This is a genomic window from Mesorhizobium amorphae, assembly GCF_014843845.1.
GTDB classification, from domain to species: Bacteria; Pseudomonadota; Alphaproteobacteria; order Rhizobiales; family Rhizobiaceae; genus Mesorhizobium; species Mesorhizobium amorphae_A.
Genome location: NZ_JHQS01000061.1, coordinates 222,986 through 241,834 on the forward strand (window position 1 = coordinate 222,986; position 18,849 = coordinate 241,834).

The window sequence follows — 18,849 nt, forward strand, 5'->3', positions numbered from 1 at the left end:
AACCGAGGGCGACGTGTTTAACCCCGATCGCGTCTCGCCACATATAGAGGCGAACGATGAACGCTGCAACAATCGAACAGGCTGCCGACAGGGATCATACCGGATGGAGTCGGCTGCCCGGCGCGCGGCGCAATAGCGATCTCACTTGTAGGGGTCTGCGGCGTCCCGCAAGCCGTCGCCGAGGAAGTTGAACGCCATGATGACGAGAATGACGGGAAGCATCGGCAAAAGCAGCCATGGATAGAACGCGATCACGCTGACGCTGCGCGCCTCGGTGAGCAGGATGCCCCAGCTGGTTATTGGCGCCCTCAGGCCGAGCCCGAGGAAGCTCAGCGCGGTCTCGCCCAGGATCATGCCGGGTATGGAGATCGTCGCCGTCGCGATCAGATGCGACATGAAGCCGGGAATGAGGTGCCGCCCGATGATGCGGCTGCTCCTGGCGCCCATCAATTGCGCGGCCAGAACGTAGTCCTCCTCGCGCAAGGCCAGAAGCTTTGAGCGCACGGCCCGCGCCAGTCCGGTCCAGTCGAGTAGCCCGAGGATGACGGTGATGCCGAAATAGATCAGGATCGGACTCCAGGTTATCGGCATGATCGCCGCCAGAGCCAGCCATAGCGGAATGCTGGGAATCGATTGCAGAACTTCGATTATCCGTTGAACGATGAGGTCGAAGATACCGCCGTGGTAACCGGCCAGTCCGCCGATGACGATGCCGAGCAGGAAGCTGAAACTGATGCCGACGAGGCCGATCGTCAGTGAAATGCGTGCGCCATAGATGATGCGCGAGAGCACATCGCGCCCCAACCTGTCGGTGCCGGCCAGAAAGAGCTGGCCGTTTTCGGCAGGGCAGACAAAATGCCTGTCACCTTCGATCAGGCCCCAGAATCGGTAGCTGTCGCCCTTGCAGAAGAAACGGAGCCGCTGAACGTCATCCTTGTTCTCGATGTAGTTTCGCTTGAGCGTGTCCATGTCCAGCTTCATCTGGCGGCCATAGACGAACGGCCCGACGAATTGGCCGTCGTGGAACAGGTGCACCCGCTGCGGCGGCGAATAGATGTAGTCCATGTTGCGCGTGTGCAGATTGTAGGGCGCCAGGAACTCGCAGATCAGTATCCCGAAATAAAGCACCGCCAGGAACATCCCCGATACAAGGGCAAGCCGGTGCTTGCAGAATTTCCACCACATCAGCCGCAACTGCGACGCCTGGAAGACCTTCGACTGCTCCGGCGTCATCGATTCGACCGACTGCAGGTCGAAGGGCGCGCTGGAAATGTAGTGTTGCAGTGGAGCACCCGGAGCGGGCAGCGGCGAATCCGTCTTCATTTGGTGCTACCGCCCTGCAAACGAATTCGTGGATCAAGCAGCGCCAGCGCCAGGTCGGAAATCAGGACACCGATGACCGTCAGGAAGGCGAGGAACATCAGGAACGACCCTGCCAGATACATGTCCTGGCTTTGCAGCGCCTTGATCAGCATCGGCCCGGTCGTTTCCAAAGACAGCACGATCGCCGTGATTTCGGCGCCTGAGATGATGGCCGGCAGGATAGAACCGATGTCGGAAATGAAGAAATTGAGCGCCATGCGCAGCGGATATTTGACCAGCGCCCTGAAGGGATGAAGGCCTTTGGCGCGCGCGGTCACGACATATTGCTTGTGCAGCTCATCGAGCAGATTGGCGCGCAGCCGCCGGATCATGCTTGCCGTGCCGCCGGTGCCGATGATCAAGACCGGGATCCAGAGATGGGCGAGGATCGACTTCGCCTTGGCCCAGCTCATCGGCTCGGCGAGATATTGCTGGTCCATGAGATGGCCGATGGACGTGCCGAACCAGATGTTGGCGAAATACATCAGGATCAGCGCCAGCATGAAGTTCGGAATGGCAAGGCCGAGAAGGCCTAAGAAAGTCAGGCCGTAGTCGCCCCAGCTGTATTGGCGCGTTGCGGAGTATATGCCGATCGGAAAGGCGATGAGCCATGTGAAGATGATCGTGACGAAGGAAACCAGCACGGTCAGCCACATCCGGTCCCCGACGACGTCGCGAACCGGCAGCTCATATTCGAAGGAATAGCCGAAATCGCCACGCAGCATCCCGCCGACCCAGTAGAAGTAGCGAATGATCGGCGGCTTGTCGAAACCATACTCCTTGCGCATCATCTCGATGCGATCGGAATCCACCCCTTCGCCCTGAGCCCGAAGCTCGGCGACATAGCTGTCGAAATAGTCGCCTGGGGGAAGTTCGATGATGGTGAACACCAGCGCCGATATGACCAGCAGCGTTGGAACCATCACAGTGATGCGCCAGACAATATATCGAAGCACGCTCAGGAGTCTCCAAGCCAGAATGTATCCGGCATGTAGACACCGAAATAAGCAGTCGGGTCGAAGCCGTAGAGTGCCTTGTCAGGCAGATTGCGCAGCCGCGAGGACGCCAGAACCGGCTGATGCGTTCCGTTCACCGTGCCGATCGAAAACACCTGATCGGTGTAGATCGACAGCATCGAATTCCAGATTTCGGCGCGCTCCGTGGCTTCGGTCGATGCGTTCCAGCGCTTGAGCAAGGCCATCAGCTCGACCACTTCGGGAAGGTCGGGCGCCTCACCCATCTTGCCATGCGACAAGTAGTGAGCACCCCAGAGCGGCCATTGCAACTGGTCGTCGATGGTGGGGGCCAGCTGGCTCGGGTTCATGTCGGCGGTCGGCACGCCATTGTCGATGCCCGACCACATCGACATCATGATCTGGCCGCCAAGCGCGCGGCTGCGGAAGATGTCGCGCTGCGAAGTCCGGATGAACAGGGCGATGCCGATCTTGCGCCAGTGATCGGTGATGAGTTCGAGCGCGTCGGTTTCCAGCGTGCTTTCGCCGGCCGTTTCCACGATGATCTGCGCCGGGCGTCCATCGGCAAGTATCCGCAGGTCGTCATCGTCACGCGCCTGGAGCCCGACCTCGTCGAGCAGGGCATTGGCCTGGTCGGGATCATGGGCGACCCAGGCTTTCGCGAATTCCGGCCGGTAGAGCGGGCTCTCCGGCAGGACCGTATCGGCACTTTCCTGCGCCAATCCGTAGAACACAGCCATATTGATCTCGCGCCTGTCCACAGCGAGCGAAAGTGCGCGGCGCACGCGCACGTCACGCAAAAGGCCACGCCACACCTGGTCGGCACAATTCAGATTGGGCAGCAGCGCCAGCCGCGAACCCTGGGTGCGTTTCCACAGATGCATCTTCACCGGGTAGCGCTTCTCCGCATCCTTCAGGAAGGCGTAGTCGGCGAAGTCAATTCCCATGCCTTGCAGGTCGCTCTCGCCGGCACCGGTCTTGGCGGAAATGATCGCCGACGAGCTGACATTCATGATAATCCGGTCAACATAGGGCAGTTGCCGGCCATTCTCGTCTATTCGATGAAAGAACGGGTTGCGCTCGAAGACGAACTGCTCGGCCGGCGGCTTGGTCCGGTTCTGCCAGGGATCGAGCGTCGGCAGATCCGGGTTCTCCGGGCGATACTGCCGCGACATGCGGATATGCAGGAGCGTCCATTTCTTGGCCCGGTTCTCCTTCATCAGGCCGGCGAGCCGGAATGCATCCTGGTATTTCTTGTGGAACTGCTTGAGATAGGCGGCCGGCAGAACAAGCGATAGCGGCGAAGCAGCAGCGAGCTTGGGCAGGAAGTCGGGATTGGGCGCATCCCAGCTATAGCGGACCGTCAACGGATCGACGATCTCGAAACGTGGCGGCTTGCCGTCCGCCAGCAGGGCCGGGGCGAGCCCGCCTTGCGAAAGCTCATCGTTCAGCCAGACGTCTTCCCAGCAATAGCGAAAATCCTCCGGCGTCAGCAGGCTGCCGTCAGACCATTTATGCCCTTCCCGTATCTTGAAAGTGAAGACGCGATCATCCGCTACGTCGTAACTCTCGAGAATGTCGGGCTGCATGTTGAGCTTTTCGTCATAGCCGACCAGGCGAGAATACCCGTAGATCGTCATCATCCGGATATCTTTCTGGCTACCGATGATCGTTCGCAGCGTGCCGCCATACTGGCCGGGCTGCCGGCTCATCGCAGCGAGATTCAACGCGCGCGGGCTCTTGGGCAGGCGGTCAGTGAGTGCCGGTAGCGCCTTGGCCTTCAGCTGCGGCTGAAGAAATTCCGGCTCCAGATCGTCGGCGCGCAACGTACCCGGCAGAAATGTCGAAGCCATGAGGCCAAGGACGGTGCGCCGGCTGATCAATGGCGTAGCTCGCTGACATCGGCCGAACGTCGGGCCAGCACGAGGTGGCCGCCGCCAAGATCGAGCGGCGACAGCATATCCTCGTCGCTCTCGTCGCGGAATTGCGGTCCCCATGCGCTGGTGTCGGAAGCGCCGCTGAGTTTCAGCGTCTTGAAATCCATCGGCCTGTCGAGATCGGGGAAAGGTACCGAGGCGACGAGTGAGCGCGTGTAGGGGTGGATCGGTTTCCTGAGCAGAATTTCGCGCGGCGCAAGCTCGACGATACGCCCGCCGCACATCACCGCGATGCGGTCTGCCATGTAGTCCACCACCGCCAAATTGTGGGATATGAACAGATAGGTCAGGCCCAGTTCCTTTTGCAGGTCCTTCAGAAGGTTCAGGATCTGCGCCTGGACAGAGACATCGAGCGCCGAAACCGGCTCGTCGCAGATCAGGAGTTCAGGCCCCAGCGCCAACGCACGCGCGATGCCGATACGCTGACGCTGCCCGCCGGAGAAACTGTGCGGATAACGCTTGATGAAGCGCGGATCGAGCCCGATAGCCTGCATCAGGCTCTTGACCGTGGCGAGTCGGGACGCGGCATTGCCACGTTGATGGATTTCCAGCGGCTCGCCCAAGATGTTCTCTACCGTCATGCGAGGTGAAAGCGACGAAACCGGATCCTGGAAGACCATCTGGATTTTCGCGCGCAGCATGCGCAGGGCTTCTCCCTCGGCTTCCAGGACGTCTATCGGTGCATCGCGGCCGTTGAAGATCACAGAGCCGCCGCTAGGGGTGACAGCCCGCATGAGGATCTTGCTGACGGTGGTTTTACCGCAGCCGCTTTCGCCGACCAGACCCAGGCACTCACCCCGCCTGATATCGAAGCTCACGCCGTCCACGGCGCGAACAGAGGTTTGATGACCCCCGCCGAACCATCCGGACTTGCGAGTGGTGAAGGTCTTTTTCAGATCTCTGACCGACAACAGGATGTCGTCCGGCCCCTTCGATGCCGGCGCCGTCTGCTTGCCGAGCAGGTTCTCGACATTCACCGGCACCTCGCGGAGCGCCTTTAGCCTTTCGCCAGGCTTCAGGTCGAAATGCGGAACGGCTGCCATCAGGCCCTTCAGGTAAGGGTGACCCGGCCGGCGGAATATCGCTTCGACAGGCCCCGCTTCCATGATCTCGCCATGGTAGATGACCACCACCTCGTCAGCGACATTCGCGACCACGCCGAGGTCGTGCGTGATCAGCAGCATCGCCATGTTCAGCTTGGTCTGAAGCCCGCGCAGCAATTGCAGGATTTGCGCCTGGATGGTGACGTCCAACGCCGTCGTCGGCTCGTCGGCGATCAACAAAGCCGGCCGGCAGATAAGCGCCATGGCGATCATGGCGCGTTGACGCAATCCTCCCGAAAGTTCAAAGGGGTACATGTCATAGGCGCGCTTGGGATTGGGAAAGCCGACAAGGCCGAGCATTTCCTCGGTCCGCGCCTTGCGCTCCGCCCGAGCCATGGGCGCATGAATCTGCAGGGATTCACTGACCTGGTTGCCGATCGTGTGCAGTGGCGACAGCGATGTCATCGGCTCCTGAAAGATCTTGCCGATGCGGCTGCCTCTCAATGCCCGGATTTCGGGTCCGTCACGCGGCATCTGCAGGATATCCTGCGTCGTGCCGGGCTTTTCAGGATCGGAAAACAGGATACGGCCGCGAACATGGGCTGTCTTCGGCAAAATGCCCATCACTGCCTGGCTGAGAACCGATTTTCCGGAACCGGACTCGCCCACAAGCGCAGTAACCTTGCCGGGCAGGACGCGAAGATTTGCCCGCCTGACGGCATGCAACGGTCCCCCGATAATGGCAAAAGAGATGCCAACATCCTCGATCCGCAGCAGATCAACGCCCGCATTCATTTCTCACACCAGCCCACTCTGGCGGCCTGCCGGCCGGCAAGCCCAGAAGCGAGACTAGCGCATTGCCGGCCTAGAGCAACTTGGATTCGAAACGAGTTCCCCGGCGGAACCGGCGACCGGACTGCATACCAAGGCGTTCGGATCAGATCGTGGCAGTTACTGGAGCTTCCTTCGGTCGCCCGCCGACAGCCGCGCGGCATCGCGATGAAGCAGCATGACCTGCTCGGCGTCCGATATCCGGTCGTGAATCGGCGCAGCGTCTTCATCGAGTGCGAGAGCACCCGACAGATCGGGTGAAAGCACCGTCAGCTTCTGTTTGATACCCGCCAGTTCCTCCATGCCGAGCGTCAGCCAGCTGTTGGCGCCGCAATAGCCGGCGAAGTCCTTGCTGGCGAGAACGCTGTGCGGATATTTCTTGGTCAGGGTCTGGAGGCGCTGGACCTCGTTTACAGCCGAGCCGAAGACAGAGAATGTGAGCCGGTCTGTAAGCCCGACATTGCCGAACATCACATTGCCGACATGCAGGCCGATACCAAATTTTATGTCGCCCAACCCCTGCTCCTTTCTGCGCAGATTGAGGTCCATCATGCGCGCGCTGGCCTTGTGCGCTGCCGCAAGAGCAGCCTGGCAGGCGATCTCGGACTGCGAGCGGTGCCTTTCGCAAGGGTAGACGGCAATGAAGCCATCCCCTATGAAACTCATGATCTGCCCGCCTTTGCGATTGAAAGGGGCGGCAACGGCGTCGAAAAACTGGTTCAGCGTATCGATATAGATTTCGCGGCCGGAGGTTTCGGCAAGTCTTGACGACCCGCGCATATCGCCCATGACCAGCGCGGCCCGGATTGTATCACCCTCGCCGCGCTTGATCTGGCCGTCGAGCACGCGCCTGCCGGCGTCGCCGCCGAGATAAGTGGTCATCATGTTGTCGGCGAGCTTGGTGAGTACCGCCATCTTGGTTGCGATAGCGAGATGGTTCTGGATGCGCAGCAGCGCCGAAATCATGCTGTCGCTGAAGCCTGCAGCACTGTCGGTGGACCAGGACCCTAGCATGCCCTGACTGGTGTTGCCGCTGAAGGGATGGACGAAAGCCATGTAATCGGTGACGCCCATAAGCCTGAGTTCATCGAAAACAGGAAACTCCGACGGCACCGACGCGTTCAACCGGCGCCGCAGATGGTCGAGCTTGTTGGTGAGCAGATGGTAGTATGGGCTGGTCAGGAATCTGTCAGACTGCACGCCGCCCTCATTGCGGAAGCCTTCCATTTCCATCCCCTGGCCGCGAAGCCAGGTGAAGCCAAGCGCGTCATAAAGCGGATGAAGCATCGAAAAGCTCAAATGCACCCGCTTCAGTGGCAGGCCGGCAGCAGCCAGCCGTTCACAAAAGCCTTTTATCAATGTTTCCAGGTCGTTGCCGGCCAGCGCCGATTGGGTCAGCCAATCGGCAACCTTATCCATGAGAATGGTGGAAATTTCTACTTGCGCTGTGCTCATGCTATCTCGAACCCGTCGAAGACGAGCCATCTCCTTTGATCCGCCACACCCTCGAAGTCAATGAAGCCGGCTTCGGAGGCAAAAGCCGGCGAAGAATTTCCCGAATGACTGTCCTTGCAGGCAAGGAGCAGGCGTAACTGCATCTATCTCCTGGGGCACATATGTGGCGAGGCTGCCGGCGGAGTGCAACCACGATCCTGACATCGGGCAAAAAATTCGCCGGCTTAGACGCCGTCAGGCCTTCACTACCGTCTCTCGGGCTAGCCCGAGGCGGCCAAAAACATTGCGTGTGTCGACGATCAGAAGAGCGTGATCAGCGATCGCCTGATAGTCGATCGCGTCGTGGTCGGTTGCAACGACGACAGCATCGAAATCCTTCAAGGCCGCCTCGGTCAATTCGATCGAGCAACGCCCCTTGATCGCCATATGCTCCCGTGTGGTCGGGATTTCGGCAACATGCGGATCGTGGAATTCCGCCTTGCCGCCCCATTCCTCGATGAGTTCAATGAGCCGCAATGAAGGGCTTTCGCGGATGTCGGGCACATTCTTCTTATAGGCGAGCCCGATGATGAGAATGCGCGAGCGGCTGAGCGCCTTGCCGCAGCGCCGGTCCAGCGCCTTCGCCAGTTCATCGACCACATGACGCGGCATGGCCGTGTTGATCTCCGCCGCCAGCTCGATGAAGCGGGTCGGCAGTTCGTATTCGCGCGCCTTCCACGTCAGGTAGAAGGGATCGATCGGAACGCAGTGCCCGCCAAGTCCGGGGCCAGGATAGAAAGGCATGTAGCCGAAGGGCTTGCTCTTTGCCGCCTCGATCACCTCCCAGATGTCGATGCCCATCGCCCCGAGCACGACCTTCAACTCGTTGACCAGGGCTATGTTGACCGAGCGGAAGATGTTTTCCGTCAGCTTGACCGCCTCGGCGGTCGCCGTGGTGGAAACCGGAACGACGGTCTTGACCACGCCCTGGTAGAAAGCCTGCACGAGCGTCGCCGCTTCAACGCCGTCGCCTGCCACGACCTTGGGGATCGTCGCGACTTCAAAGCTGCGGTTGCCGGGATCCTCGCGTTCGGGCGAGAAGCCGAGGAAGAAGTCTATCTTCGACTGCAAGCCGGTTTCTTCCAATATGGGTTTGATCACGTCGTCGGTGGTGCCGGGATAGGTGGTCGATTCCAGCACGATCAGCTGGCCGCGACGCAGATGCTTCGCGATGGTGCCTGCCGTGTTCCTGACAAAGGAGAGGTCCGGCTCACGGTTTTTCGTCAGCGGTGTAGGAACGCAGATGATGATGACATCGCAGACGGCCAGTTCGGCAAAATCCGCAGTGGCGCGGAACCGTCCGCTCGCCACCTGGCCGGCAAGGGCTGTCGACGTCACCGCCTCAATGTAGGATTGGCCGTTGTTCAGGCTCTCGACCTTCTGGGCTTCGATATCGAAGCCGGAAACCGGGAAGCCGGCGCGTGCGATCGCAACCCCCAGCGGCAACCCGACATAGCCCAGTCCGATCACGCCGACTTGCGCGGCGCGCGCTGAAATCCGGTTCAGAAGACGGTCATATGTCGATCGTGAGGCGTCCAAAAATCTGCTTTCCCGTCAATTCGGACAGGCTGTCCGCTCCCATGGCCGAGGCATATTGCGGAAAATAGATTTCCGCAAGCCGTCGTCAGACCGGCACCTTCGCCTTCAGGCTTGCGGCAGCCATCGCATAGCCGCCGTCGGCGCCATCGATGAAATGAACGTGATCGGGCTGCAGCGGCGAGATGACGAGGCATGTCATCAAGGCCGATTTCTGGCGGTGCAGGCCATAGTTGCAGATGCCCGCTTCTTCCGCCTGTTTCAGCCGGCTCTCGATCCGTTGCAACACATCCGCGTCAACGTCGATGGTCATCTTCAAGCCGTCGTCGAACTTCCGGAAATCCGAATTGCTGGCCACCTCGCGTTTATAGACCTTCGGATCGAAACGGCCGATCGTCCAGCCAAATCTATCGGTGACGGCCGTAAGCGACATCAGGAACATCACCCAGAGCTTCGCCAGCCACCGCCGCCCTGGCGGCGCCGTGGCCCGCGCCTCGACATCGAGGCCGGCAGGCAGAAGACTGTAGGCCGGCCCGTCTACCGGCACCGGGTGGCCATCGCGTTCCTGCCTGCCGGCAAGGGCGATGATGTCGGAAGCCAGAAATTGAAAACCGCGCAAGTCTCGCGAAGCCCCTGGTATGGCTATGATCGAGACAATTTCGCCGTGCCGAGCTTCGATAGGGTTCCAGCGGCAGGAGAGGCCGGTCAGATCCGGCCGCGCGCCGGCCGGCGCAGGATCGATGCGGTAGCGCCCCGCTTTCATCTCGGCTTCCGCCCAACTGCCGCCACCGCCGGCGAACATGGCATAGAAGGCCGCTTCGGAGGCCTGGAACCTCGCCACGCGAACGTCGAGGCCTTGCGCTCTTATATCCTTTATCGGCACGATTGCCGCACGCAAGGTCAGGTCCAGTTCGTCCGCCACCCATCTCTGGACAGCCGCCAGCGCGTTACGGGCGATCTCCAGCGCCGAGCCGGGAAACGCCACGAGTGCGCCGTCGCCGCCGAATACATAGGGAAGATCTTGCCGACCCAGCGCATTGAGCAGCGCCGAAATGACGCTGGCGCCGGCCATATTGACGGTTTTATAGCGCCCGGCCCCGATCGCCTTGGTCGAGCCGACGATGTCGGCGGTGGCCAGGGCCCAGCCATCGGGGAGAGGCCGATAGTTATCGATATCGGCAACGCTTTCGAACTTTGCGAAGACTGGCAAAGAAGCGACAAACGGGTCGGACGCGACAGCTGTTTCCATGAGCATCAGATAGCACACTCCAGAGCTTGAAGGTGAAGTCGATCATGCGTCGAAATTGACTTGCGCAGGCTTTGCGATGATAGGATCGCGCGATGCGAATTGCCTTCTACGCGCCGCTGAAGTCGCCCAATCATCCCGTTGTCTCCGGCGACCGCCAGATGGCACGGATGCTGGTCAAGGCGCTGCAGCATGGCGGGCATAGCGTCGAACTGGCATCGGAGTTGCGCTTCTATCTACGCCAGCCGGAGCTGGAAAGTTTCGATGCGCTCAAGATCGAGGCTCGGGACGAAGCCGCGCGGCTGACAAGGCTTTGGGACCGTAACGGCAAGCCCGATCTCTGGTTCTCCTATCATCCCTATTACAAGGCGCCCGACCTGATCGGGCCCGAGCTGGCGTCGGCCTTTGCTGTCCCCTATGTGACAGCGGAAGCCTCCTATTCCAGGCGACGCAACGCCGGCTTGTGGGCCGATAGCCAGGCATTGGTGGCGCGAGCCATCAAGCAGGCAGCGCTGAACATCTGCTTCACGCAAAGGGATCGTCAGGGACTGACGGATGCCATTCCCGACGCCGCTCTCGGCATGCTTTCGCCCTTCATCGACACATCGGCATTCCGGGAAATGCCGGTACGGGGTTGTCCGACGCGCCTCGTTACCGTTGCCATGATGCGCCCGGGCGACAAACTCGAAAGTTATCGCATGCTGGCGCAAGCGCTCGGCTCGATCGGCCACCTGCCCTGGACCATGTCGATCGTCGGCGACGGGCCTGCCCGTGACGAGGTCAAAGCGCAATTCGCCGGCTTGCCTGCCGACCGTATCGAATGGCTTGGCGCGATCGAGCCGGCCGCCGTGCCGGATGTCCTTTACACCGGGGGAATTTACGTCTGGCCGGGTTACGGCGAGGCCTATGGCGTTGCCTATCTTGAAGCGCAGGCCGCCGGCCTTCCGGTGGTGGCTCAGGACATTGCCGGCGTGCCGGAGGTCGTGCGGGATGGCCAGACCGGGTTTCTCACCCCGCCGGGCGATGTGGCGGCGTTCGCTTCCGCCATTGAAAGGCTTCTGGCCCATAACGACGAAAGAACCATGATGGCCGCAGAAGCCAGGCGTTTCGTCCTCGAAGAGCGCTCCCTCGGTACTGCAGCGGCGCGTCTGGCCGAACTTCTCAAGAAGATCCCGGTTCCATGACATCCGATCCGATCTGGCAGCCCTTGGTGAGAGAGCTGGCGCGCCGGCAAAGGGCGGGCCGCAAGGCAGAGTTCTGGCTGCGCGACGATGACGCCGTGGATCCGACGCCTGCGCTTGATCGGCTGCTTGACCTCACCGGTGAATTCGCGGTTCCGGTCACTCTGGCCGTCATTCCAGCCCTGACCGACGAGAAGCTTGTCGTCGGGCTTGACGAGGCGCCACATGCCACGGTCGCCATCCATGGCTGGGCGCACCGAAATCATGCGCCCGAGGACCAGAAGAAGCAGGAGCTCGGCGCGCATCGGCCACGCGAGGCGGTGCTCGATGATCTGGCTCGCGGGCTGTCGCACGTAACCGGCCTGCACGGCGCACGTGCCGTTCCGATGCTGGTGCCACCCTGGAACAGGATTGACGCCGGCGTGGTATCCGACCTTGGATCGATAGGATTTTCGGCATTGTCGGTCTTTGGGCCGCCGAAACCGGCTTCACTGGCGGTCATCAACAGCAATGTCGACATCATGGATTGGCACGGCACGCGCGGCTGCCGCGATCATGGCCTATTGGTTCAGGCTATCATCGCGCAATTGCAGCATGCAGTCGACGGTGGCGAACCGGTCGGCCTGCTCACCCACCATCTCGTACATGATGAATCGGCCTGGCTTTTCCTCGAACGGCTGTTCACAGTCACCGCACGGACTGAAGCCTGCGTATGGCTTCCGATCTGGACATTGATCGGGCGCAGCGCCGGTAGAGGAAAATAGCTCAGCGCTTTTTGTGCAATGAGACTGGAAATTTGAGCGTCTGGCCATCCCGCGCGGCAAAAGCGCCGGCAAACCTGTCTTTGGCCAGTTTCTCGATCTCGTCCAGTTCCTCGTCGGTGCGCGCCGGATCGTGGTGAAACAGCGCAAGCCCCCGCGCACCGGCCGCCTCACAGAGTTTGACGCCCTGTTGCCATGTCGAGTGTCCGTTACCGCGGCGGCGTTCCATTTCCTCCTCGGTGTAGGCGCAATCGTAAATGACGAGGTCGGCATCTTCGATCAAGCCGAGCACCGCCTGATCGAGTTTGTCCGGCTCGTGCTCAGTGTCTGTGATCACCGCCACGACGCGGCCGCCCCATTCGACCCGGTATCCTACGCAGCCGCCCGGATGGTTAAGACTGCCGGTTCGGACCACCACCCCTTCGCGCGGCCGAAGCACGTCTCCGGATACGAAATCGCGACAGTCGATGCTTGCCTTGCAGATATCGAGTTTCACCGGAAACCACGGCGGCCGCATGAACTCATCGACCATCTGCCGGGTCGTCATGCGTCCTGCAAGATGCCCGGACCAGAGCCTGACCTTGACGCTCCGGTCATAGATCGGCTTGAAAGCCGGCAGCCCGATGATGTGATCGTAATGGCAATGGGTGAAAAACAGGTCGAAATCGGTCACGCCCGACGCCCGAAGTGCCCAGCCGGCAGGCCGTAGGCCAGAGCCCGCGTCGAACAGAAGCGTATGCTTACCGCATCGCATCTCAATGCAGATTGTGTTGCCGCCATAGCGAGAGAATTCTGGCCCCGATACCGAAATGCTGCCGCGCACGCCCCAAAACCTGACCAGGAAAACGTCGTCGTCCATGCTACCCCTTCGCAGTCCAGTCGCCTATGGTAGCCAGTGCCATCACGACGGCGAGGATTAAGCGCACGTTACTCGTTACTTGGCGCTTCGTGCGTCGATCAGATCCGCGGTCGTATGGCTTAGGCGATCGGCAAGAACCCGCACCATCTCGATGGTCATTTCCGGGAACTCCTTCATAAGCCTCAGGAAATGATCCTTGCGGATTCTCAAGGCTTCCAGCGGACTTGCGGCTCTGACGGTGGCCGTGCGGGAGCTGTTGCACAATATGGCGATCTCGCCAACAATCGAATTTGGCACCAGTTCGGCAACTTTTATCGGTCCGCTGTCGGAATTGACCAGAATATCCGCCCTGCCTGAGAGGATGACATAGGCGGCGTCTGCCTCGTCGCCCTGTCGGAAAAGGATCTGGCCGGCGCTGTAGCTCACGCGATCGGATGTGAACGCAAGCAGCTTGAGCTTTGTCGGCTCTATGCCGGAGAACAAGGGAACGCGTTGCAGCATTCCAACCTCATCCTTGAGCAGCATTGTCGCAAACCTTCCCAAAATTCACGTCTGCGAGACTAGAACAACCGACACCCAGATGGAATCAATTCTGTTTCCGGAAGGTGGCGAGCCCGATCAGTCGGGCCCCTTGAACTTGCAGAAAGTTCCCACCGGCAAAATGACCCCATCTGAATGTCCAATGCTCTATGACAGCAGTTCCTTAAAGATACCGCTTCCCGCCAAAAGTGTCTCGTGTGTTCCGTCTTCCACCAATTGACCCGAGTCGAAGACAATAACGCGATCGAACATCATCGCCATTGCCGGATTCGTCACGACCCACACAATTGCCGGTGAATGGCCGTCGCGTCTGGCTTCCTCGAGCACGTTTCGCAGCACCTTATCCTGCATGCGCTGGTCGAGCGCCGACAGCGGCCGGTTGAGAATGAGAAAATCAGGACGCTTGAGCAGGGCCCGGGCAACATCGAGCTTCTGTCGCTGTCCACCGGTCAGCCGCCTGCCGCCGGCGCCGACGTTGAAGTCCAGGCCGACATCCAGAAGTTCGGCATAAAGCCCCAGTTCATCAAGAATGTCATAGACGATGGAGCGTATGCGGTCCGGCGCGTCGGGATGGTTGTTGCCCACACGCCCGAACAGGACATTGTCCATGACGGTAGCCGCGGCAATGTATTTGGCAGGATCATACCGTTCGACCGCATTTTGCAGCTCGGGCGGCAGGTTTTCATAGAACCGGTTGCGTGCAGCGACGATCTTGCTCATCAGCTCGTCGCTCAGCAGGCCGAAGCGGTGCCGGGGCTCGATATAGGCAAAGCTCAAGGTGACGATCATGGCGCGGTCGGTCTCCGAAACCGCCTCGTAGGGACGGTTCTTGAGCCGTTGCAGCAAGGTTTCGTAGGCGGGTATCTCCTCGGCGCTCATGAAGGCGAGCTGCTGGAAGAACTGGTGATCGGGCGGTAGGTCGGCAAACAGCTCGATCGCCTGTTCGGCGATCTCCATGCCCATTTCGTAGAGGGTGCGGTCGAGGCCGGCTTGCTTCAGCACAGAAGCAAAATAGGGATTGGCCGCCAGGGCCCTGTCGGCAAGTTCGGGGCCGGCGGCAGCGCCGAAGAGCAGGTTTTGGCCGATCGTTGCTTCCTTGTTGTAGGCGCCCGGCTCGAAAGGAGCCACCAGTCCGCTCAGCCCTTCGTGTTCCAGCCGGGTTCGCAGCGCCGCACGCAGTTCGACGATCCGCCTGGCAAGCTCCGTGTGACGCGTGAGGTCGGCCGAAGAGCGCAAGCCAAGGTCCAGAATGTCGCGCGACAGAACAACCGCGTCGAGCACCCGCCGCACGGCTTCAAAGAGGTCGTGCGGGCCGGTAGCGCCGGCGGAAGCGTAGTTGATCCAGTCGCTGTGGATATCATGCTCCGGATTGCCCGACCGGCGCGCCTCGTCGACGTTCCAGCGGCGCTGGTCTGCCGCAGCACCGTCATAAGGCACCGATGTCAGCGGCGCATGCTTCAACCCGTAGAGCAGGTTATCGCGGAGGCTTGCCTGGAACAGGAAAACATCCGACGAGGCATAGGACATGCGCCGGCCGGTCACTGCTTCGGGGAGTTCAAGCAGGTCGTCGGCGCCCGAAGCGATCCTTCCGCTGTCCGGCCAGTTCAGCCGCGCGAAGGCTTCTGCAAGCGCCTCCGCTCCACCTGTCGCGGTACTGACCAGCGCCACCGTCTCACCCGGCTTGACCTGGAGGGAGATACGATTAAGGAGCATTGCACCGCCATCGTCTGCTATGGACAGATTGATCGCCGACAGCGGGTTGGTCATCGGAGCGGGATCGTCGATCGTCAATGCCCCGATTCGCGGCGCAATGAGATCCTCAACGGTAAACTGTTCAACGACCTGCTGATATTTGACCTGGACATCCTGCCGCGCCTGATCCCAGTCGATCAGTTCCTTCATCGGTCCGGGCAGGTCCTTGTAGGCGCCGATCACGGCCACGAGCTGGCCGACGTCCAGCCGCCCCTGGATGACCAGATACCCGCCGATCATGTAGAACAGAAAGGGCGTGACCTGCGCGAGAAAATTGTTGAGGAACTTCACCATGAATTTCCATTGGTAAAGATCGAAGCGGATCTTGAAGATAAGCCCGAGCCGGGCAGCTATGTCGGCGCGCTCGTAGTTTGATGTATCGTGGATGTGAACCGCGCCGATGCCGTCGACGATTTCGCCAACCCGGCCCGAAAGCGCGCGCGCCGTCAACTGCCGCTCGCGTCCAAGCACGATCAGCCGCCGCCGCATTCGCGGGATGAGCACGATCTGGATCCCCACGATCACGGCCGCTATCATTCCGAGCCAGACGTTCTGGACCATGATGAACAGCATGGCCGTCAGCGCCTGGCCGCCGAGCAGTACCGGCTGCACGAAGGCATCGCCGATGAAGCCCCCCAGCGGCTCCACCTCGTCCTTCACCATGGTCGCCACTTCGGCGGATTTCACCCGCTTGAAGTAAACCGGCGGAAACCGCAGCACACGATCGACCAGCTCGAAACGGATACGCCTCAGCATGCGTTCGCCGAGGCGGCCCTTGTAGGTGTTGATGTAGAGTTTGAACAGGCCGTTGATGACGACCAGCAAGAGGAACACGAGGCTCAGGGCAAACAGCGTCGCCGTGCGGTCGAGCTGAAAACCGGAGAAGAACAGGACCTCTCCAATGAACGGCAGGTTATAGTGTAGCCTCATGAATGGCTGGGTCGCGCCCGGTTGCTCGAAGCCGCCACCTTGGATCGGGCCGTTGACGATCAGCTTCGGCAGGTCGAAGGACATGAAATACGGGATCATCGAAAGCACGACGATCATCAATATCCCGACCTGCTGCTTCTTGGTGTGCGTCCAGATATAGCGGGCTAGGCTGGGTTCCATATGCGGCTGTGGACCCTTCAGTTGGAAGGATGCAGGATGTAAAAGCACCTGCTGGCGAATGGCGTATCGGCAATTTCTTTGTCGCCAACGGCAAGCTCGAAGCTGCAGTGCACGGAAATTGTCCTGCGCTCAAACGCTTCGCGGCTTCCGTAGGGTTTTGGCGAATAGCCAAGCACGAGGCCGCAGCTGCGTGGCTGGTGCTGGCGGATGGACGCCGATGGTCCGGACAGATGCAAGCGGCTCTCTCCGGCACCGGGCAATGGCGAAGCGGCTTGCAGCATAATCACGTCCGCGGATCAAACAGCCTTGCGGGGGGCAAGATTGCGTTGTGTCGCCCGAAATCCCACCATACAAGACGAATATGATGGATGTCACGCAACCACGCAATGCCGGCATGGACGGGCACGAGCAAACCCTGGACCTCACGCGGGGAATTGCTGCCTATGTCGACCGCCCTCTCGTGGCAGGGCTGGCGCGCGTCATCGCCAAGCATCCGCAGGCCGATATCGCCAACGCTTTTAACCACAAGCAGGTCGCCTGCAAGATGTGGGCGCTCGACAGGCTGTTCGAAAGCAGCGGCGGCCGGTTCGGGCGCATATGGGTCCTGGGTGGATGGTACGGCGTATTGCCGGCAATGCTTTTCAACGACGCCCGCTTCGACATCGCGGCGGTCGATAGCATCGACATCGATCCCGAAGTCGCGCCGGTCGCCCGGACCCTCAACCGGGAAGCCGGCGACCGGTTCCGGGCGCTGACGGCAGATATGTACGCACTCGACTATGCGGCCGGGCGGCCCGACCTGACGGTCAATACGAGCTGCGAACACATAGCCGATCTGCGCGCCTGGCTTGCTCTGCTTCCGCAGGGTACGAATGTGCTGCTGCAATCGAACGATTATTTCAGCGAGCCGACGCACATCAACTGCGTGGCCTCACTTGCAGCCTTCGAAACAATGGCGGCGCTACGGGAGGTGCGGTTCTCCGGCGAACTGCCGACAAAAAATTATACGCGCTTCATGCTGATCGGAACGGTTTGAAGCGTGTTAAGCGTATCTCATCCAGACACGACGCGCGTTAGGATCCATCGTCTGTTTGATCATGAACTTTTTCGAAACCGGGCTCCACTTTTAGGGACCATGTCGATACCGCTCGCGCAGGATTTGCGCCGAGCGACGAGCGCCTTCCAGATTGAGACGATGCGCGGATGGCGTCGGTGCCGCAAGCGCCTGTTCGATCGCTTGCGCCAAGCCTTCGGGCGTTAGGTCCTTTTCCATCAGCACCGTTGCAAGACCGAGTTCTTCGAGCATCAGAGCGCGAACCGTCTGTTCGGTTTCCCCGCCGGCTGCAAATGGAACGAGCAGGGAGCGACAACCCGCGCGCAGGACATCGCAGACCGTGTTGTAACCCGCCTGCGAGACTGACAGGCGGGCGCCGGTCAGTAGGCTGGCGAAATCCTCGCGGAACCGGAAGATGGACAGACCCGGCGTGGCATCGCGTGCAATCGCGTCAAACTCGTCTTTCGGCAGGTTTGGGCCGGTGATCAAACACCATTTCCAAGCGTTGTTGGCATTCCGCGCCGCTGCGACGGTGGATCTGACAAGGCTCTTTCCGGCAGCCCCGCCGCCAACCGACACCAGAACGTCGAAGCGCTCGGAAGCCGCGGGCGATGGCAGCCCGGCAACGAGCCCTGTGTAGGTGATCTCGGCCCTGATCGCCCCAGCCAGTGGAAATGTCTTGTCGATGGTTGCGAAAGCCGGGTCGGCGTGGACCATAACCAGGTCGAAATGCCTGTTGATGAGATCGACCGTTTCCTCGTCTCGGCCCGGCTTGACGCGCTCCTGAAGGATATCGCGGACGGACGTCGCCAGCAGCGGCCTGGGCGACGCCGCGTCGATGGCCTCGATCAGCGGCAAGAGTTCGAAGCGCATCTGCCGGCGTCCAAATGGAAACGCCTCGACAATGACGATATCAGGCCTGCAATCCCGGAATGCCTGCAGCAGCATCTCTGAACGCGATTTCTTGAAATCATCGTCGATGGGTTTGCCCTGCAGGTCGACAAGACCGGAAAAACCTTCATCACCGGAGGTGACAGGTGGCAGGGTTACAGATTTTACACCTGATCCCGGAAACCCCGCGATCGGCGCTCCGCCGGTTACGACGGTTACGTCAAACCCGTCATCGACCAGAGCCGCCGCAATGCGGCTGGCGCGCGCGAGATGGCCGA

Annotated in this window: 15 protein-coding genes; 3 read left to right on the plus strand and 12 right to left on the minus strand. The window is 60.6% G+C overall.

The genetic code is table 11. The annotated features are described in order from the left end of the window. Nucleotides 1–141 precede the first annotated feature (141 nt). The 7 genes from DH08_RS27565 to DH08_RS27595 all read right to left on the minus strand — a co-directional run bounded on the left by DH08_RS27565 (nucleotide 142) and on the right by DH08_RS27595 (nucleotide 10,432). Nucleotides 142–1,323, minus strand: a complete 1,182-nt coding sequence (locus tag DH08_RS27565; protein WP_192182387.1) for an ABC transporter permease — start codon at nucleotides 1,321–1,323, stop codon at nucleotides 142–144. Continuing rightward, nucleotides 1,320–2,318, minus strand: coding sequence for an ABC transporter permease subunit (locus DH08_RS27570; RefSeq protein WP_192182389.1), 999 nt, complete (start codon nucleotides 2,316–2,318; stop codon nucleotides 1,320–1,322). Before DH08_RS27570 ends, DH08_RS27565 begins: the two co-directional genes overlap by 4 nt. 2 nt (nucleotides 2,319–2,320) lie before the next feature. After that, nucleotides 2,321–4,219 carry an ABC transporter substrate-binding protein gene (locus DH08_RS27575; protein WP_192182391.1) on the minus strand — a complete coding sequence of 633 codons (1,899 nt, stop codon included), beginning with the start codon at nucleotides 4,217–4,219 and terminating at the stop codon, nucleotides 2,321–2,323. After that, the gene (locus DH08_RS27580; RefSeq protein WP_192182393.1) at nucleotides 4,216–6,111 is read right to left on the minus strand and encodes an ABC transporter ATP-binding protein; all 1,896 of its coding nucleotides are present in this window, start codon (nucleotides 6,109–6,111) and stop codon (nucleotides 4,216–4,218) included. Before DH08_RS27580 ends, DH08_RS27575 begins: the two co-directional genes overlap by 4 nt. 156 nt (nucleotides 6,112–6,267) lie before the next feature. Next, nucleotides 6,268–7,602 carry an adenylate/guanylate cyclase domain-containing protein gene (locus DH08_RS27585; RefSeq protein ID WP_192182395.1) on the minus strand — a complete coding sequence of 445 codons (1,335 nt, stop codon included), beginning with the start codon at nucleotides 7,600–7,602 and terminating at the stop codon, nucleotides 6,268–6,270. A 234-nt stretch (nucleotides 7,603–7,836) separates the two neighbouring features. Further along, nucleotides 7,837–9,180 carry a nucleotide sugar dehydrogenase gene (locus DH08_RS27590; protein ID WP_192182397.1) on the minus strand — a complete coding sequence of 448 codons (1,344 nt, stop codon included), beginning with the start codon at nucleotides 9,178–9,180 and terminating at the stop codon, nucleotides 7,837–7,839. A gap of 85 nt (nucleotides 9,181–9,265) precedes the next feature. Continuing rightward, a complete protein-coding gene (locus DH08_RS27595; RefSeq protein WP_428339308.1) occupies nucleotides 9,266–10,432 on the minus strand; it encodes a DUF3095 domain-containing protein in 1,167 nt (388 codons plus the stop codon). Nucleotides 10,433–10,518: 86 nt separating this feature from the next. Here DH08_RS27595 and DH08_RS27600 point away from each other — a divergent pair, with 86 nt between their 5' ends. Continuing rightward, nucleotides 10,519–11,607 carry a glycosyltransferase family 4 protein gene (locus DH08_RS27600; RefSeq protein WP_192182401.1) on the plus strand — a complete coding sequence of 363 codons (1,089 nt, stop codon included), beginning with the start codon at nucleotides 10,519–10,521 and terminating at the stop codon, nucleotides 11,605–11,607. Continuing rightward, nucleotides 11,604–12,368 (plus strand): polysaccharide deacetylase family protein, encoded by a 765-nt coding sequence (locus tag DH08_RS27605; RefSeq protein ID WP_192182403.1) that lies wholly within the window; start codon nucleotides 11,604–11,606, stop codon nucleotides 12,366–12,368. Before DH08_RS27600 ends, DH08_RS27605 begins: the two co-directional genes overlap by 4 nt. A gap of 1 nt (nucleotide 12,369) precedes the next feature. Here the strand turns inward: DH08_RS27605 and DH08_RS27610 are convergent, their stop codons facing one another. The 4 genes from DH08_RS27610 to DH08_RS27625 all read right to left on the minus strand — a co-directional run bounded on the left by DH08_RS27610 (nucleotide 12,370) and on the right by DH08_RS27625 (nucleotide 16,907). Next, nucleotides 12,370–13,224, minus strand: a complete 855-nt coding sequence (locus DH08_RS27610; RefSeq protein WP_192182405.1) for an MBL fold metallo-hydrolase — start codon at nucleotides 13,222–13,224, stop codon at nucleotides 12,370–12,372. A gap of 75 nt (nucleotides 13,225–13,299) precedes the next feature. Further along, a complete protein-coding gene (locus tag DH08_RS27615; RefSeq protein WP_192182407.1) occupies nucleotides 13,300–13,749 on the minus strand; it encodes a cyclic nucleotide-binding domain-containing protein in 450 nt (149 codons plus the stop codon). A 162-nt stretch (nucleotides 13,750–13,911) separates the two neighbouring features. Beyond that, on the minus strand, nucleotides 13,912–16,626 hold the full coding sequence (locus DH08_RS27620; RefSeq protein ID WP_192182409.1) for an ABC transporter transmembrane domain-containing protein: 2,715 nt from the start codon (nucleotides 16,624–16,626) through the stop codon (nucleotides 13,912–13,914). A 17-nt stretch (nucleotides 16,627–16,643) separates the two neighbouring features. Beyond that, nucleotides 16,644–16,907: a hypothetical protein gene (locus DH08_RS27625; protein WP_192182411.1), complete on the minus strand. Its 264-nt coding sequence runs from the start codon at nucleotides 16,905–16,907 to the stop codon at nucleotides 16,644–16,646. Between the two features lie 80 nt (nucleotides 16,908–16,987). Between DH08_RS27625 and DH08_RS27630 the strand changes: the two genes are divergently transcribed. Beyond that, a complete protein-coding gene (locus tag DH08_RS27630) occupies nucleotides 16,988–17,662 on the plus strand; it encodes a class I SAM-dependent methyltransferase (protein ID WP_428339312.1) in 675 nt (224 codons plus the stop codon). Between the two features lie 90 nt (nucleotides 17,663–17,752). Here DH08_RS27630 and DH08_RS27635 read toward each other — a convergent pair whose 3' ends face one another. After that, nucleotides 17,753–18,538: a glycosyltransferase family protein gene (locus tag DH08_RS27635; protein ID WP_345892454.1), complete on the minus strand. Its 786-nt coding sequence runs from the start codon at nucleotides 18,536–18,538 to the stop codon at nucleotides 17,753–17,755. Nucleotides 18,539–18,849: the final 311 nt, after the last annotated feature.